The 17,613-nt window shown below is 40.5% G+C and carries 14 protein-coding genes; 9 read left to right on the forward strand and 5 right to left on the reverse strand.

All coding sequences use genetic code 11. From position 1 onward, the window contains the following. The first annotated feature begins 8 nt into the window (after positions 1–8). Positions 9–2,270, forward strand: a complete 2,262-nt coding sequence (locus tag RSX31_RS17775; RefSeq protein WP_315635458.1) for a SpoIID/LytB domain-containing protein — start codon at positions 9–11, stop codon at positions 2,268–2,270. 86 nt (positions 2,271–2,356) lie between these two features. On the opposite strand, the gene RSX31_RS17780 is transcribed toward RSX31_RS17775, so the two are convergent. After that, a complete protein-coding gene (locus RSX31_RS17780; RefSeq protein ID WP_315635460.1) occupies positions 2,357–2,554 on the reverse strand; it encodes a hypothetical protein in 198 nt (65 codons plus the stop codon). A 382-nt stretch (positions 2,555–2,936) separates the two neighbouring features. Here RSX31_RS17780 and RSX31_RS17785 point away from each other — a divergent pair, with 382 nt between their 5' ends. The 3 genes from RSX31_RS17785 to RSX31_RS17795 are packed head-to-tail and all read left to right on the forward strand — an operon-like array spanning position 2,937 to position 5,688. Beyond that, positions 2,937–3,290, forward strand: coding sequence for a hypothetical protein (locus RSX31_RS17785; RefSeq protein ID WP_315635462.1), 354 nt, complete (start codon positions 2,937–2,939; stop codon positions 3,288–3,290). Positions 3,291–3,341: 51 nt separating this feature from the next. Then, complete coding sequence (locus RSX31_RS17790) at positions 3,342–4,706, forward strand: O-antigen ligase family protein (protein WP_315635463.1); 1,365 nt, start codon at positions 3,342–3,344, stop codon at positions 4,704–4,706. Positions 4,707–4,719: 13 nt separating this feature from the next. Then, entirely contained in the window at positions 4,720–5,688 is a 969-nt protein-coding gene (locus RSX31_RS17795; protein WP_315635465.1) for a hypothetical protein, read from the forward strand. 742 nt (positions 5,689–6,430) lie between these two features. Here the strand turns inward: RSX31_RS17795 and RSX31_RS17800 are convergent. After that, on the reverse strand, positions 6,431–7,231 hold the full coding sequence (locus tag RSX31_RS17800) for a glycosyltransferase family 2 protein (protein ID WP_148996417.1): 801 nt from the start codon (positions 7,229–7,231) through the stop codon (positions 6,431–6,433). Positions 7,232–7,487: 256 nt separating this feature from the next. Between RSX31_RS17800 and galU the strand changes: the two genes are divergently transcribed. The 4 genes from galU (at position 7,488) to RSX31_RS17820 (ending at position 12,874) form a co-directional block, all read left to right on the forward strand. Continuing rightward, positions 7,488–8,360: a UTP--glucose-1-phosphate uridylyltransferase GalU gene (gene galU, locus RSX31_RS17805; protein WP_148996418.1), complete on the forward strand. Its 873-nt coding sequence runs from the start codon at positions 7,488–7,490 to the stop codon at positions 8,358–8,360. A gap of 16 nt (positions 8,361–8,376) precedes the next feature. Continuing rightward, positions 8,377–9,681 (forward strand): UDP-glucose dehydrogenase family protein, encoded by a 1,305-nt coding sequence (locus RSX31_RS17810; protein WP_187443720.1) that lies wholly within the window; start codon positions 8,377–8,379, stop codon positions 9,679–9,681. A gap of 71 nt (positions 9,682–9,752) precedes the next feature. Continuing rightward, positions 9,753–10,889 (forward strand): glycosyltransferase family 2 protein, encoded by a 1,137-nt coding sequence (locus RSX31_RS17815; RefSeq protein WP_315635469.1) that lies wholly within the window; start codon positions 9,753–9,755, stop codon positions 10,887–10,889. A 173-nt stretch (positions 10,890–11,062) separates the two neighbouring features. Continuing rightward, entirely contained in the window at positions 11,063–12,874 is a 1,812-nt protein-coding gene (locus tag RSX31_RS17820) for an LTA synthase family protein (RefSeq protein WP_315635470.1), read from the forward strand. A gap of 18 nt (positions 12,875–12,892) precedes the next feature. Here the strand turns inward: RSX31_RS17820 and RSX31_RS17825 are convergent, their stop codons facing one another. From RSX31_RS17825 to RSX31_RS17835, 3 genes are all read right to left on the reverse strand, one after another. Next, positions 12,893–13,360: an SRPBCC family protein gene (locus tag RSX31_RS17825; protein WP_315635472.1), complete on the reverse strand. Its 468-nt coding sequence runs from the start codon at positions 13,358–13,360 to the stop codon at positions 12,893–12,895. A 472-nt stretch (positions 13,361–13,832) separates the two neighbouring features. After that, on the reverse strand, positions 13,833–14,894 hold the full coding sequence (locus RSX31_RS17830) for a glycosyltransferase family 4 protein (RefSeq protein ID WP_044338402.1): 1,062 nt from the start codon (positions 14,892–14,894) through the stop codon (positions 13,833–13,835). Between the two features lie 371 nt (positions 14,895–15,265). After that, a complete protein-coding gene (locus RSX31_RS17835; RefSeq protein ID WP_315635475.1) occupies positions 15,266–15,910 on the reverse strand; it encodes a YigZ family protein in 645 nt (214 codons plus the stop codon). A gap of 546 nt (positions 15,911–16,456) precedes the next feature. Between RSX31_RS17835 and RSX31_RS17840 the strand changes: the two genes are divergently transcribed. Continuing rightward, positions 16,457–17,599, forward strand: a complete 1,143-nt coding sequence (locus tag RSX31_RS17840) for a sensor histidine kinase (protein ID WP_315635477.1) — start codon at positions 16,457–16,459, stop codon at positions 17,597–17,599. The last annotated feature ends 14 nt before the right edge of the window (positions 17,600–17,613 follow it).

Genomic DNA, 17,613 nt, shown 5'->3' on the forward strand with positions numbered 1-17,613 from the left:
GAAATACATTGAAGAAGAAGTTACTTTCTATGCTGGTTCTTTCCACAATGGTTACGGGATTCATTTCAGCACCGATTGATACAAGTGCAGCAGGTGAACCTATTTCTGTAAAACTTCAGAATTATATTGGAAGTAAGAGTTCACTACCTTTTTCAACAAGTGGTGACTATCAAGTGAAGGGAACTTCGATTTTCATCCAGCCAGGGGCGGCCTATACAATCAAGGTCGAGTCAGGGAAACTATCTCTTTACAAAGGTACTGCACTAGTGAAAAAGTTCGATGGCAACGTGTCCATCATTCCTACGATTACTGAAGCGATGGATCGTTCGATGACCATTAAAGGCAATTACGATAAGAGATACCTGGGTGAAGTTGAGTTCACAGTTGAATCAGGCAAATATGTAAGACCTGTGAATCATATTAATCTCGAAGACTACTTAAAAGGCGTGGTGCCAGCCGAAATGCCTGCTTCCTGGGGCGATAACGGCGGACTGGATGCCTTAAAGGCTCAAGCTGTCGCAGCCAGAACCTTTGTATTGAAAAAAGGAAACTGGACGATTTATGATGGCCAAAGTGATCAAGTGTATAAAGGGTATGATTGGAATCCCCATACAACAAAGGCAGTTAATGAAACACAAGGTGAAGTTCTGAAAAAAGGCGAAGGCTATGCTGAAGCATTTTATTCTTCATCGAATGGGGGAAGAGTATTCTCTAATCAAAATGTTTGGGGATCACCTTTGGTTCCTTACCTGGAGACAAAGCAGGACATCTATGATGCGAAAATCTCACCACACAGCGATTGGAAGGTCACTCTCTCAAAAGCTCAATTCGACACCAACGAATTAGATCTCAAGAAACCGGAATCCTGGTGGACGGATGTGAAGGAAAAAGATCAAACAATCATTTCAAACATGAAATCATGGTTGAAAAATAAAAATCATATTGATGACAATAGTGACATTAAAATAGTAGGTATCAAAAATGTCTCATTTGATATTCCTGATTCCTCTTTTACTTCAACAGATGTATTGAAAGGAAAAGTTTCTTTCACTTATTTTGAGAAAAAAGACAGTGGATTTGTGAAAAATGAAGATGGAACAATCAAGTTGCAAACGAAAACCATCGATGACCGATCTTATAATATTCGATTCATGCTTGGGACATCTATCATGAAAAGTCCATATGTGAAAAGTCTTGATGAGAAGGACGAACTATTTGCGATTAATGGCGGAGGGTTCGGTCACGGAATCGGGATGAGCCAATACGGCGCTTACCAAATGTCCAAAGAAGGAAACAACTTCAGAACGATCCTTGGCTATTACTATCCAACAACAAGTGTGAAGAGAGAGCTGGACTTAAACGACTATTCCCATGAACTTGAAGGTGACGACCGCTATGATACAAGCGTGAGTGTATCTGATTATGGTTGGGAGAATAAATCAAAGGCTGTAGTCATAGGCCGTGGCGATTTATCGATTGATGCGTTAACAGGAAGTGTATTGGCGAAGAAACTCGATTCACCATTATTATTAACCACTTCAACATCACTTCCGGATACAGTACTGGACGAAATTAGACGACTTCAACCTGAGAAAGTTTACTTATTGGGTGGAACGAATGCCATCAGCACGAACGTAGAGAATCAGCTGAAAGGTTTATCTGATATCACTCGTATAAGCGGGGAAGAGCGTTACGAGACAGCAGTAAAAGTAGCAGATCAAATCAATAACAACAATGAAATCTTTGTGGTGACAAAAGACGAGAAATCCCCGGATGCCTTGTCAATTGCATCGTATGCCAGCATGATGCAGATCCCGATTTTGTACACAACAAAGAATACTCTACATGAAAGCGTTGAAGCTTACATGAAAGAGAATACCATAAACAAAGTAACGATCATCGGTGGTCAGTCTGCTGTTTCTTCTGAAGTAGAACGCCAATTAACTGCCCTGGCACCGAATGTTTCCCGAGTATACGGGCTGGACCGATACCAAACGAGCTTGACGATTGCAGAAAAATATCGAGATCAGTTTGAAGAGAAGACACTATTCTTCGCACGAGGAGACGTCTTCATTGATGCCCTGCCTGCTTCAGCACTTGCATCGGCAATGAAATCCCCATTGATACTGACACGTAAAGATGCTTTGCCTGACAATGTAGGAAAGTGGCTGGACGAGCGTACAGTCTTGGCCGATACGTACTTCCTGGGTGGTAAAGGGGCGATTGCAGATTCTGTTCGGAGCGACATCCAAAAGGCATTTGCAAATTAATTAGAAACAAGAGGCTGCCATTCTTAGGGATGGCAGTTTTTTTATGGGATATACGTGTACATGGGTGAACGTTTGTGAGATTCACTTCAAAGATTGTCTTGTTTCAGCTGGAAATGTGGTCTCAGGCAAACGTGAAGGCCGATTCGGATGATGAATCCATGACTTGAAATGGTCATCTCGAGATAATTGATCTCCTTTTGACCGGAATTGATCCGGATTCCCCGATAATTAATCCTGTTTTGATTTTTTTTATCCGGAATATGATTAATTGATCCGAAATTCAATTAATTGATCCCCCTTGTCGAATCTCCTTTATATTTGTACGAAATGTGCCCATCCCCCTCAACCTTCCACACAGACAACCGGTAGCTAAAATAGAGTAACTTTGGCTTATATAGATCAATCTTCCAAAAATATGACTATAAAACATGTTTGTAACACATATTTAACATAACGGAATCATAGAGGATTTGCGTGATTTTGCAGGATTGCCAAGGGAGACAAAGTATGCAGAGGCCGGGGAACAAAGCATTTTCAAATGATGGGTTTTCATGTATAATTTTTTATTGTTATTTAATTATTAAGACTTAACAGGGTGCGTCCCTTTTTACATAGGAAACAAGGAATTCGAAAGAGACGATGGTCCTCATAGGAAAGGAGTTTGTAATGAAAAGACAGTTTGCCGTTCTACTAATTTTGATTACCTTATTTTTAAGCGGCTGCGGTGATCAGCCATTGAAATTCAGAAACCTTCTGGAAGCTGACCAATACATTCGCAATAATATTGAAAATACGGATTGGAATACCTTTAAATATATGCTGAGTCCTGATAACACAGTGACAGAAACGGACTTCAACTATTTGAAAGAAAAACTTACATCTCAACGGAAAAGTTATTTTCATACCGAAGCCGTTAATAAGTTCTATCGGTTTAATAAAGAAAATGAATTGGTTTATATGACCGAATGGGAGAAGAAGGACGGAATACTTTTACTGAAGGATATAGATTACATTCAATGAGGCGTTTGACGAAAGCCTTCCATAAACTAAAAAGACAATGAGGAGTTTAGTATGAATTTTTCCACACTCATGAACAAGTATGAGCCGAGGCTGGAGCAGATCATCTTGATTTTAGTGGCCGGATATTTGTTCTTCGCGCAGTTCTCTACTCAAGCCAAATACATCAAGCTTCTCCCCGTACCCGTTCCAGCGGTATTGACACTGGGGGTTGGCTCATTATTATTTCTGTATTACTTACTCAATCGAAAACGTTTGACCCAAACCTCAGAGTTTGATAAATACCTCAAACGCTTCCTGATTTTATTCCTTATCTCATTGGCACTTGCTATTCTTTCTGCTTTTTATACTGCTACAGTCTTGAATAGTGTAGAGTATATGAACTACTTGAAGAGCTCGATGATTACACGACTTGCATATTATCTCAGCTTTTTTATGTTTGTGTACTTTGGCTACCGTTTGCTTGTAAATGAGCCAAGGGATAATGAAAGCATCATCAAAGTCTACCCATTGTCGATAACGTTATTAGTGGCTGTAGCCTTTTGGCAGCTTGCCTATTTCGTGTTCAACATTCCATTTCTTAACTTAGATACACGTTCCTTTGTTCATAGTGTCGAAGGAGTGACCCTGTTCGATTTCCGGATCACCTCATTCACTAACGAACCAAGCTACATGGGACCGTTCTTGATTGACCTGATTATATTGGCATTCCTTTTTGTAAAACGTAAATGGGTGTATGCAGTTGTCGTACTAATTCCAACATTATTCATACTGGCCTTTACGTTTTCCGTGAGCGCATACTTTAACCTGGTCTTGGTGATCGGCTTTTTAATGGTCTACTTAATGTTCCACCCTAAATTCCCAAAGAAAATCCTATGGATGATTCCGTTGGTGGGCATCATCGGGATTGCAGGTCTTTATCTGGTAAATCCGGACCTGTTGGCTAAATTCTTCTCTCCGATCTGGGGCAGAAGAGATAATCTTTTTGATCCGACACAATCAAGCCGGATTTATATGTATGTCATGCCATTCCAGTGGCTGTTCGATCATTCCATCGTATCAGGACTATTTGGATACGGACCGGGAGCTTATGAGTTCCTGGCGGGGACCAAAATCGTGCCCCATACTCAGATGAGCCTGGCCATCTCGGCTAATAATATGTTTATTGATGTCCTATTCGAGCAAGGTGTCATCGGACTCCTTCTTTTATTAACAGGATTGATATCCATCGCCGTATTCCTGTTGAAGAACGGCATGAAGAATATGTACTACTTCATTGCATTGGTAGAGTACTTTCACCTGATGGTCACATCCTTATACAGAGCTGATTATGTTACACCAAGATTCTGGGCAGTTCTATTAGTTATCGCCGTGCTAGTGAAAATCGGTGAAATGAAACACAAAGATAGCAAAATGTAACGGAGTGATACAGTTGAGTTCATACAAAATCTTTCTTTCATATCTGATCTTTGTGGTTCTTTTGTTCGGCATCATTGTAGGCGTGAAAACAAAAGAGGTGCAAAAAAGTGAATATAAATCGGTCGGAAACGAATATTCACTCCTGAATTTCGGCTTAGGTGAAAGGTACCAGGAAGTATATAAGGTACTGGAAGATCCTGATTCCAAGGATGAAGTCCTGGATGATTCAGAACAAAAGCTTCGCGTTCACTTCACTGGTGGAGAAGCAGACTACCTGATCACATCCAATAAAAAATTCAAGATTTCTGACACGATCAATGTAGGAGATAACCTCCAAAAGGTTATAGACAATAACTTAGAGCTGGACATGTTTGAATACAAAGCAGATGAAAATGCTGAACAATCGTACGTGTATATGATCATCAAGAAACAAAGTATTGTATTTGAAGTAGAAGAAGGTAAAATTACCAAAATTCTGCTCGCCCAAGAAGAAATACCGATTGTCGAGCTAATAAGTGCTTTGAACGATGATCTTGCGACAGAAGAGTTTTTGGAAATAACAGACGAAGAGCTGCTCAAAAAGTCCGGAACACTGAGCTTCCGAATCGATTACGAAAAGAACAACAGAAAAGTACTATCGGATGAATTCCTGCAGTACGTGGACGCAGGTCTTCTGCCAGAAACGCCTCTCCCAATCGGATACTCAGAAAAGAACCTGTTCAATAAGTATGGCGATCCAGTTTACATCTTTGAAGGGAAAGGCGATGCTGAATTCTTCTACTACTACAAAGAGTTCAACTCCTTTGTTGGATTGAACGAAGATAAGCGACTAGTGGAAATCAAGTTTCCGGTAAACATCCCGGCAGCTGAATTCGAAAAGATCCATGGAGATCTTGAGAATGAGCTCGACCTAGAACAAAATGAGCTGGAGTTAACGAAAGAAAATGACATGATTACGGAAGTCATTTTAAAAGAGAAGTGATTTCTTGAGGTGCACCCGGGGGAGTGGGGTGCACCTTTTTATTTATCCTCTCCACAGCCTGTTGGGGCGACTGCTCTTCTTAAGGTGAGGTATAGAAAATTCGACATGAAGGATTAATTAATCGAAATTAGGATCAATTAATCATATTCGGGATTGAAAAAGCCAAAACAGGATTAATTATTGTAAATCCGGATCAATTCCATCCAAAATAGGATCAATTATGCTGGGAAGAAAAGATTCCACCCTTAAATACGGTCCGCAGCCTACCGAAATACCACAAAGCAGACAATCTAAAAGAAAAAACGATCCGAACTGAACGAAAATCGAACAAAAGCATCCCAATCTACCCAGAAGCGAAAGGTCCACTTTTTAACAACCAATGAAGTGCCTGTTGATGGGGATTGGATTCAACTCTGAAGGCATTTGAACCTTCTTTGATAAAGTAAATTCGACACGTAGGATCAATTAATCGAAATTAGGATTAATTAATCATATTCAGGATTGAAAAAGCCATAACAGGATTAATTATCGTAAATCCGGTTCAATTCCATCCAAAAAGGATCAATTATGCTGGGAAGAAGAGATTCCACCCTCTAATCAGTCACCAGCCTACCGAAATAGCCCGAACCCGGACCCCAAAAAAGACAAGCTAATAGAAAAACCGATCCAAACTCTATCACAAACTAAAAAACGGCAGGCGCCCACAACCTGGCACCTGCCGAAAAATCAAATCAAACAAACACTATTTCTTCTCATACCTGAAAATTTCTCTGAACGCTTTGCCATAATAGCTGAATGGCTCATCTAAATGACGGTACTTCTTTAAAGTGAAGAGAGTCAATAGCACCACTGCAGTAGGGGTATTGTACATTCTCTTAAACAAAGGACCTTTTCCGATAAAGGACTTTTCATACAAACGGGTTTGCATCTCAGGCTTCTCGTGATTTACGACAACCTTGGGAAAATAGCTGATGGACTTATGATTTCTGGCTAAATCAAATAAGAAGACATTTTCTTCCCCTGAAGGATAGATTGCACCCAAGCCGAATTTCTCGTCGAATTGAATCAGTGAACGCTCGATATTGGCCGTCTGGATAAAGATCTCGATAGAAGACTTCTTCAACAGCTTACCGGTTGTAACCTGTTTCTGCTCTTCTTCGTCATATTCTTTATAGTAAACGCCTTTGATCGGATCATAGATCTGGAAGCAAGCGACATCGGTCTCGAGGTTCTCGTTGAAATAATCAATAACAAGCTGGAACGAGTCGTCATTATACCAGCAGTCATCGTCGGAAAACGTCAGAATGCTTCCCTTGGCATGCTCGATACCAACGTTTCGTGCAAGTGACAACCCTTTGCGATCAATTTCAATATGATTGTATTTAAAGTTAACATCTTTTAAAACGGATGTAATATAATTGTGATTGTCTTGTGATACAATAATGACTTCGAAGTCTTTATATACTTGATTATTAAGACTTTCAAACAATCGTTTCAGTTCCTCTGGTTTCGTTCCAAGAGTTGGTACGATTACACTAATCATTTTCTTCATCCTCACATCTGAAATTACTCGCTATATTATAGCACAATAAACCTGTGAGATTAAGAAATCAACAACATATGGTATAATACTCGTGAAATTTAATGATTTTGGCTCATCGATTGAAACGAACGTTTCGATCTTCATTCAGATTTCTCTTCTAGAGGCGTAAATGAGCCAATCTCTGCAGACACTATTTAAAAAGACTTCGAATCAGAATAAGAACAATTGATTTACACAAAACTAAGAGGTGAGTTCTTTGAGAGTGAAAAAAGCGATTATCCCGGCTGCGGGTTTAGGTACTAGATTCTTACCAGCAACAAAGGCACAGCCGAAAGAAATGTTACCAATTGTAGATAAACCTACAATTCAATATATTATTGAAGAAGCCGTTAATTCAGGGATAGAGGATATACTGATTGTAACAGGCCGTGGAAAACGTGCCATCGAAGACCATTTTGACAAGTCTTTAGAGCTTGAAGAGATGCTCGCAATGAAAGAAAAATACGATGAGCTAGAGCAAATCAAACAAATCTCTCATCTGGCGGACATTCACTACATTCGTCAAAAAGAGCCAAAAGGCCTCGGACATGCCATCTGGTGTGCCAGAAAGTTCATTGGTAACGATCCTTTCGCAGTTTTACTTGGAGATGACATCGTAATCTCTGAGAAGCCTTGTCTTAAACAATTAATCGATGAATTCGAAGAAAAAGAATCGAGCATCATCGGCGTACAGGAAGTTCCAGATGAGGACGTATCCAAATATGGCGTCATCGACGTAGAAGACCCTACGAATGAAGGTCCGCTTTTCAAAGTCAAGGGACTTGTGGAAAAGCCGAAATTAGAAGATGCTCCTTCTAACATGGCCATCATGGGACGCTATGTTCTGACTCCGGATGTCCTTGATATTTTAGGAAATCTGGAGCCTGGTCAAGGAAATGAAATTCAATTGACAGACGCACTTCAAGAATTAAATACTAAGCAAAATGTTTACGGATATTCTTTTGATGGTAAAAGATATGACATTGGAAATAAATACGGCTTTGTTCAAGCAACGGTAGAGTTTGCTTTAATGAGAGATGACCTTAAAGGTCCATTGAAAAGTTGGTTAAAAGACATCATTTCAGAATGAACAAGGAGAAATTAAGATGAACATTTGTGTAATTGGTACAGGTTATGTAGGACTTGTTTCAGGCGTGTGCTTCAGTGACGCAGGAAATAAAGTGACATGCCTGGATATAGACGCTCAAAAAGTAGAAAACCTGAAAAATGGGATCATTCCTATATACGAGCCGGGATTAACCGAATTAGTAGAAAAGAATATAAGCGAAGGCCGGTTATCCTTCACAACGAATTATGCTGAAGGGATGAAGGATGCAGACCTTGTCATTATAGCGGTGGGCACTCCACCAAAGGAGAATGGTGAAGCGAACCTGCAATATATTGAAGCGGCGGCCCGCTCGATTGCAGAGCACCTGCATGACTATAAAGTGATCGTAACGAAGAGTACGGTTCCAGTGGGAACAGGTGCCATGATTAAAAGTGTCATCAAAGAGGTTGTCGGGCATGAAGAATTCGATGTCGCATCCAACCCTGAGTTCCTGCGCGAAGGATCAGCGATTTACGATACGGTGAATATGGAAAGAGCGGTCATTGGTGTGGAATCAGAGAAAGCGGAAGCGATTCTGAAGGAATTACATGCTCCATTTACCAAAAATATTGTAGTGACAAACATCGAAACATCTGAAATGATCAAATATGCGTCGAATGCGTTCCTTGCAACGAAAATCAGCTTCATCAATGAAGTGGCAAACGTGTGCGAACTTGTTGGAGCAGATGTGACGAAGGTGGCAGAAGGAATGGGGTATGACCCTCGTATCGGGCCTCAATTCCTGAACGCAGGAATCGGCTACGGAGGTTCTTGTTTCCCTAAAGACACAAGTGCACTTGTAAAGATTGCCGATCAAGTAGGGTACGATTTCAAGATTGTCAAAGACGTTGAAGCGGTGAACGGTCTACAGCGCTTTAAAGTTGTAGATAAGCTGGTAGAAGCTTTTAATGGCGACCTGACAGACAAGAAAATTGCCGTCCTTGGTCTTGCATTTAAGCCGAATACAGATGACATGAGGGACGCGCCTTCTGTTGATGTCATTCCGAAGCTGCAAGAGCTTGGAGCGGATATCATCGCTTATGATCGCATTGCAGAGAAAAATGCGAAGGCGCTTATTCCGAATCTGCGCACTGGTCAAGATTTATATGAAGTCATTCAAAACGCTGACGCCATCCTCATCTTAACGGAGTGGGATGAAGTGAGAGAGCTTGATTTAGAGAAAGTGTCTACGATTGTAGACAGTAAGATCATTGTGGATGGACGTAATATCTTTGATCCGGCTCACATGGAAGAGAACGGATTCTACTATGCGTCAATCGGAAGAAAAACGGTCAAAGCATAACATGATAGGTGGATCCTTCATCAGGGTCCACCTTCAATTGGTAATAAGGATAGATGAGAGGAAGTCATGATATGATACTAGAAATAATCTTTTGGCTGCTGATTATCCTTTCGGTTTATATCTATGCCGGTTATCCGATCCTTCTGAAGCTCATATCAGGAGTTGTCAAAAAGGATCAAATCACCGATACAGGCTATGAACCAAAGGTAACGCTCTTTATCGCAGCGTACAACGAAGAGAAAGTCATCGCTGAAAAAGTACAAAACTCTGTGGATCTTGATTATCCACAGGACAAGCTTGAGATCATTGTTGTGTCAGATGATTCTTCCGACAGAACGAATGACATCGTCAATGAGTTTGTGGCAAAATATCCGAACGTGAAGTTGAATGTTGTAAAAGGAAGAAAAGGGAAGACTGCAGCCCTGAACAAGTCCGTCCCTCTGGCAACTGGAGAGGTACTTGTATTCTCCGATGCGAATTCGCTTTACAATAAGGATGCCGTTCATCATTTAGTGAAGCACTTTAAAGATGAAGAAATCGGTGGAGTTTGTGGAGAGCTTCGTTTAACGAATCCAACAAACTCATCCATCGGGGAGTCAGAGGGTGCTTATTGGAAGTATGAAAAGCTCCTGAAAATGCTTGAGACGGCAACCGGTACGACGATCGTAGCAAATGGTTCAATCTATGCCCTGCGTAAAGAATTATTCAAAGAGATGAATCCGAACGTTGGGGATGATATGCAGAACCCGCTGATCATCATCAACCAGCAAAAGCGATTCGTCTATGAACCGAATGCGGTTACGATGGAAGAGACATCACCAAAATCATCAGAAGAATTTGGCCGGAAAGTCCGTATCGTAACGCGGAGCTTCACAGGAATCATGAGCTACAAGCATGTGTTGAATCCGTTCAGGAATTTCGATTTCTTCTATAAATATATGTCTCATAAATTTTTAAGATGGCTTGTTCCTTACTATATGATTGCTGTTTTCATCATTAACCTCTTCCTGCTGGATCAGCCATTATATCAAGTCATGTTCGGCTTACAATTGGCATTCTATATTCTCGCACTATTAGGCAAAGTGACGAGCAACAAAATAACGTACATCCCTTACTACTTCTGCCTCGTAAACTATGCAGCCTTCCTCGGTACACTGAGAGCGATCTCAGGTAAGAGACAGGCTACATGGACACCAACTAGTAGATAATGGAAACGAAACCCGGTTTGAGCCTGCTCAAACCGGGTTTTTTCGCGACTTTATTTATCGTGTCCATCTCTAATAAAGTCGATTCCTATAATAAACTGTCAAAACCTGACTTTATAAGTAGAGGGAAAAGTGTTAAAATTTTATTACAATTATGTAAACGAGGTATTAAGATTATGAATCTAGTAAACAAGCTAAAAGAGGCGTTGCTATCCATATGGCAAGACAAGCTCCTGCTCATCTCTGCCATTGGTCTTTCCATTAAAGTCGTCTTATTCTATCTATTTTTAGGAAAAGGCCTTTTCGAAGTGAAAAGCTTATTCGTGACACTTCCAGGCAGTATTTTAATGTTATTTTCATTTGTGTTTCTGTTTAAGACGTGGTCCAGGAAGACGGCCATCATCGGTCTTAATATCATAGCGACCTTCCTGTTGCTGTCCCAGCTATGGTATATCCGCTATTTTGGAACACCATTATCGTTCTTTGCCTTGCTGCAGACGTCTAACCTTTCAGGATTAGGACCAAGCATCATGGAATTGATCAACGGCCTGGATGTCCTGTTTGTAGTGGATATCATCCTATTGCTCATTCTGACTAAAAGGAAATCATTTTCGATTCCTAAGGTGCAATGGAAAACCTTTATCATACTCTTCCTTGCAGGTTTCAGCATCCTTGCCGTGAAACCATTGAAGAATCATTATGTCGATGGCACTCCATATGCTCAAATCTTTAAGATTTACGATCGCTATGATTACATATTGAAGTTCAATCCGCTTCAATACAGTGTTCTGGATATGTATCTGTTTTATCAAAACAATCGTTACATTGACTTGAACGAGGAAGAAGAAGCTCTTGTGAAAGATTGGTTTGACAATAAAGATGAATACAGAGAAAAGAGACTCTATTTAAATGATAAGTACGAAGGAGTCGGGGAAGGGAAAAACCTCATCATTCTTCAATTCGAATCCCTTGAAAATTGGGTGCTGAATAAAAAGGTGAATGGGAAAGAGGTCACACCCAACTTGAACAGACTGTTGAAGAACAGTATATATGCTTCCAACTTTTATCCGCAAACAAAAGGCGGGCGTAGCTCTGATGCGGAGTTTGTTGTGAATACATCCCTGCTGCCGGTAATGGAGGGGAGTACATTCTTCCGATATCCGACGAATGATTATACAACGCTACCCGGACTATTGAAGGAAAAGGGTTATTCCACCTATGCTTTTCATGGTGACGAGGGAACGTATTGGAACAGAAGGGAAGCTTACCCGCATATCGATATCGACGAATATCATGCCATTGAGGAATTCCATGAAGGCGAAGAAATCGGAATGGGCTTGAGTGATGAAGAATTTTTCCATCAATCGGTTGAATTCTTGAGTAAGAAGGAGCAGCCTTTTTATGGCTATCTGATCACGTTAACAAGTCATACGCCGTTCGTGATTCCAGAGCAATTCAGAGGCCTGGAGTTTGAAGCGCAGTACAGTGACACATCGGCTGCTCACTATCTTCAGTCCATTCACTATACGGATATGGCGGTCGGCAAGCTGATGGAAGATCTTGAAGCGAATAATATGCTCGATGACACCATGATTGCGATCTTTGGTGATCACGCAGCCTTCGAAAACAGCTACAAGGATCAAATGATGAAAGAAAATCCTAAGGTTGAGGGGATTGATGAAGAAGGCAGAGTGCCGTTCATCCTCTACAATCCGGGGATGGAACCATTGGAATTAGACAAAGCATATGGACAAGTCGATATTTACCCTACTTTAGCCTATGTAATGGGCATTGAGGAAAAGAAATATGAAGACATCGTAATGGGAAGAAATATGCTTACATCGGACAACAGCTTTGCCGTCATTCCACTCGAGAATATCATTCGTTCAGATCGTGAACTGACAGAGGAACAGAAGGAATACGAATTGAGAGCCCAGCAAGTATCAGATCTTATTATCAGAAGTAATTATTTCGAAGAAAAAGAATAACCACTTAAACACTCCTGTCTATATGATAGGAGTGTTTTTCTGCTCTGCGATATTCTTCAATTCGTTTGCTCTCATCTCGATGAATGTGTACATGTACCTTTTTAAAAAGAGGATGTCTGCAAGATTCCCTAATAAGCCAAAAGGAGCCTTATATGTAAAAGTGTCTTTCATTAGTGTGCCATTTTCATGTTCGTGAAATTCATGGACATGGGTAAAGGATTTAAAAGCCCCCTTCACCATCACATCTGTGAATGAATGAGGAGTATCCATTTCGACAATTTGAGCCGTAAGTCGCTGTTTAACGCCAAAATGAACAGCTTCCCATGTGACAGCATCTCCAACCTCTAACAATCCGCTTGTGACGCCTCCAACGGCCCTCTCCTTGGTTCTGGAGGTAGTTTGAGTATGAATCTCCACATTACGGGCTAAATCAAAACAAAGGGACACAGGAGCGTTTATATGCGTGATATGACGAATCGTGGGCAAAATAGTGTCATCTCCTTCACTTATACGTTAATTTCGGATGGTTTGTTGTTTGAGATAGGGGGGACGGACCTGGATGTATGGAACGTTTGTATCAAGAAAATTCGACACGGAGGATCAATTAATTGAAATTAGGATCAATTAATCAGATTTAGGATTAAAAAAGGTGAATGAGGATTAATTATCATAAATCAAGATCAATTATATCCCAAACCGGATCAATTTACCCGCGAAGACCACATCAACTCACAGATTCTTCACCAGGATCGCCCTTTAGGCTAATCTTAGACCACATTCCCAGTTTAAAAAGGACAAACTAAAGAAAATCTCCTTATTAGCAGCATATTTGGAAGTGAAAACAGTCTATTTCTAATCCCATCAGGTAAAAAGCACAAACAATAAAAGAAAACCTTGGATAATCATCCAAGGTTTTCTACTAATCTAGTATTTTCCACGCATAAACGGAAGCGTGTGCTTATCTCTCGCGTAATTTCTTCATCGTATTGATCAATGGCTTGTGCTGACCGATCAATCCAACCACTTCAGCCGTTAACTGAATGATAATCACCAGTACAGCGGAGAAGAGAATGGCTCCCCAAAGAGTTGATCGGGTGAATAGGATCGCACATAGTCCGAAGAAGGCTCCGATTGCATAAATGATCAGGACCGTTTCTTTATGGGAGAAGCCCATTGCCAGTAATCGATGATGCAGATGAGATTTATCAGGTGCTGAAATCTTTTGCTTATTCAGGATACGTCTGATGATTGCAAAGAACGTATCAAAAATTGGTATAGCCAGGATGATAATTGGAACAACTAAACTGAAGATGGTCACACTCTTGAACAATCCAAGTAGCGAGATGATGGATATACAGTATCCAAGGAATAATGCTCCTGTATCACCCATAAAGATCTTCGCAGGATTGAAGTTAAAGAACAGGAATCCGATGGTCCCACCGATTAAGATAACGGTAAGGGCAACGACCATATACTGACCATTCATAGCTGCAAGAGCCATAATGGAAGTCATGGCAATAACGGATACTCCTCCTGCCAGTCCATCCAGTCCATCGATCAGGTTAATGGCATTCGTGATTCCAACGATCCACAGAATACCGAACACATAACTGAAGTTTCCTAAATATATACGCTCTGCCACAAACGGCAAAGTAATGAAGTCAATTTTAAAGTCGGCAAACACGACGATACAAGCTGCCAGGATTTGTCCAACAAGCTTAGCTTTTGGTGACAGGGTAAAGCGATCATCAAGGATTCCTACAATCAGGATGATTCCTCCCCCAAGAATGACCGGCCAAAGTGGAGCAATCAGATCATTCAAATACAATAAGCCAGCTGATGCACCAATGACGATCGACAAGCCGCCCACACGAGGCATGAGACCTTTATGAACCTTACGATGGTCTGGTTTATCCACAAAGCCAAATCGCTTGGCGAATTTAATGACGAATGGAGTCACTGCTACAGAAACAACTAAAGAAATAGCAAAAGCAATTACAAAATCAATTAGAGAGTACATTCGTTCACCTCTTTTTCTTCTATGGGCACTCCAATTGTAAGAATACCACATATTTAATGATGTGCAACATTTTTTTTAAGGGAACAATTACTAAAATACGTAGTGGGTATTATGTCAAAAAAAGCAGAGGCTTTCTTCATTAGACGTCGAATTTTAGTGAAAAGTTTCAAAAAGTAACAAGTTAATGTATAACTACCCATTAACCAGATGAATCTAAACGTTAGGTTGTCCAATTAATTTCACCATTGTAGGCGAAAAAAGTGTATTTCTCTATCCGTCTAAAGAGTCATTTTTCCGCGTTACTTCTATACAATTAGTATGAGTTTCTTGATGGCTTTGTAAGAAAAAAGATATTTCCAATGTAACGTTTTTTACAAGTTGGTTTCAACAGATGTTTCGAGGTATTCCACATCCCCTTCTTGTATGTCAGCCTGTCCATTTGTCAGCTCTGTCATCCATTCAAAGAACGAAGACTTTTTGGCTTCCTCTACATAGACCTCTACCTCTACAGCTTCTAAATAGTGAATGTCCTTCAGTTTATAATGAGAGGACCGCACTTCATTTTCCACTTTTCCTAACCAAGTATAATCAATCTTCGCCTTCATGATACGCATCAGGCTTCTTTCCACAATACCGGTAGCGTTCAAGCCTTCTGAGGTCGCACGGCCATATGCGCGGATAAGTCCGCCTGCACCAAGCTTAATCCCGCCGAAATAACGGGTAACAACGACAACTGTATCTTTAAGGTCACGTTTTTTTAATACTTCCAGCATGGGTACACCTGCAGTCCCACTCGGCTCACCATCGTCATTCGCTTTCTGGATGAGATTGTTTTCACCGATCATATAGGCGGAACAGTTATGATTCGCATCTCCATGCTTTTTCTTAATGTGAGTGATAAATTCCTGAGCTTCTTCTTCAGTTTCCACCCGATTCACATACGTGATGAATCGAGAGCGCTCTATCGTGATTTCATGTTCTCCGTAACCCTTGACGGTATTATAGTGATGTAGCAAAACGTTATCTCCTTTCAGATTCCTTATGTATGAATGATGGCGAAATCCGCGTTTAATCCCCATTTGTATTCAATATCTACTATATATAAAAGTAGAACGGATTGCACATATATAAATAACCACCTCCCATTATAAACGGAAAAAACTGGTTTTACATGAAATAATGGTAATACAATGTAATCAAACTTTAATCTCCGACAATATGTGACATGGTATAATGGACGCTGAAAGTAATACTTCTGTTGTTCCAAAGCCTCGGACAGGAAGCCGAATGGTCTAGAAAATTACCATTCATTTTCTTCTTTTCTGAAATCAAGATTCCTTGGTAGAGGTATTACATAGGAATATGCCTAGATGAATAAAGGAGTTTTATGATTTTACATGGAATTGATAAAAGGGATTATTAAATAGATGCATTTTAGGTCTAAGGACATATCCATAAGACTGAAAATTATAAGATATAATCCGATTATTACTATGTAAGAATAACTTCATGAACCTTAATTCTGGGTTGACTACTATTGTGGAACAAAAGAGAGGTGTACCGTGTCACTTAAAAAAATAGACACCAAGATGTTAGATAGCATCCTGAAAAAGATGGTCGATACGGTTGACGAAAGTAAGGATGAAATCTTCCAGATTGGCGAGCAATGTCGAACTGATTATGAAGAATTGATGAAAGAACTGCTGGAAGTGAAAGAAATGGTCTTGAAAGTGATTGATGAAGGAGATCACCTCCAACAGAAATCGAAGTTTGCACGTCTCAGACTTTCTGAAGTAAGCAAGCACTTTCAAACCTATTCAGAAGATCAGGTTAGAGAAGCGTATGAAAAAGCTCATGACCTGCAAATGAAGCTATCCATGAATAGACAGCAAGAAAAGCAGCTGAGAGACCGTCGGGATGAATTGGAAAGACGGTTACACGCACTCGGGGACACGATTGAACGGGCAGAAAATCTTTGCTCGCAAATATCCGTCGTTCTTAATTATTTAAATAGTGACTTAAGGCAAGTGAATGAGGCGCTGGAGGATGCGAAGCAGCGTCAGGATTTCGGCCTTCAAATCATCGAGGCACAAGAGGACGAGCGGAAACGCTTATCCCGTGAGATTCATGATGGTCCTGCACAAATGATGGCCAACGTCTTGATTCGTTCAGATTTAATCGAGCGGGTTTTTCGGGAAAAAAGCACAGATGATGCTGTTAAGGAAATTCGTGATCTCAAACGGATGGTCCGTTCAGCATTATATGAGGTACGTCGCATCATTTATGATTTAAGACCAATGGCGCTCGATGACCTGGGATTAATCCCGACCCTCAAAAAATACTTGAGTACAATCGAAGAGTATAACCAGGAGACCTCCATTCAGTTTGTGAATATGGGGCTCGATATCAGACTTCCTTCAAAATTCGAAGTCGCTCTTTTCCGATTAGTACAAGAGAGTGTTCAGAACGCACTTAAGCACGCTGAAGCGACACATATTCAAGTTAAGGTAGAAGTAAAGAAAGACCAAATAACAGTTGTTGTCAAAGACAACGGCAAAGGATTCGATAAAGAGAAACAAAAAACGGGATCCTTTGGCATCATGGGGATGAAAGAACGTGTCGACCTTCTTGAAGGAGACATCACGATTGACTCAAAAGTAGGGACAGGAACGGTCATACTGATCCAGGTCCCGCTTAATAAGTAAATTTTTCCAAGGTT

It is taken from the genome of Rossellomorea yichunensis (genome assembly GCF_032337515.1).
GTDB classification, from domain to species: domain Bacteria; phylum Bacillota; class Bacilli; order Bacillales; family Bacillaceae_B; genus Rossellomorea; species Rossellomorea yichunensis.

What these genes read in the sequence shown, in the direction of transcription:
- RSX31_RS17785 (WP_315635462.1), top strand. Translation starts at nt 2,937, where the DNA reads ATGAAAAGACAGTTTGCCGTTCTACTAATTTTGATTACCTTATTTTTA.
- RSX31_RS17820 (WP_315635470.1), top strand. Translation starts at nt 11,063, where the DNA reads ATGAATCTAGTAAACAAGCTAAAAGAGGCGTTGCTATCCATATGGCAA.
- RSX31_RS17830 (WP_044338402.1), bottom strand. Translation starts at nt 14,894, where the DNA reads ATGTACTCTCTAATTGATTTTGTAATTGCTTTTGCTATTTCTTTAGTT.
- RSX31_RS17810 (WP_187443720.1), top strand. Translation starts at nt 8,377, where the DNA reads ATGAACATTTGTGTAATTGGTACAGGTTATGTAGGACTTGTTTCAGGC.
- RSX31_RS17790 (WP_315635463.1), top strand. Translation starts at nt 3,342, where the DNA reads ATGAATTTTTCCACACTCATGAACAAGTATGAGCCGAGGCTGGAGCAG.
- RSX31_RS17815 (WP_315635469.1), top strand. Translation starts at nt 9,753, where the DNA reads ATGATACTAGAAATAATCTTTTGGCTGCTGATTATCCTTTCGGTTTAT.
- RSX31_RS17800 (WP_148996417.1), bottom strand. Translation starts at nt 7,231, where the DNA reads ATGATTAGTGTAATCGTACCAACTCTTGGAACGAAACCAGAGGAACTG.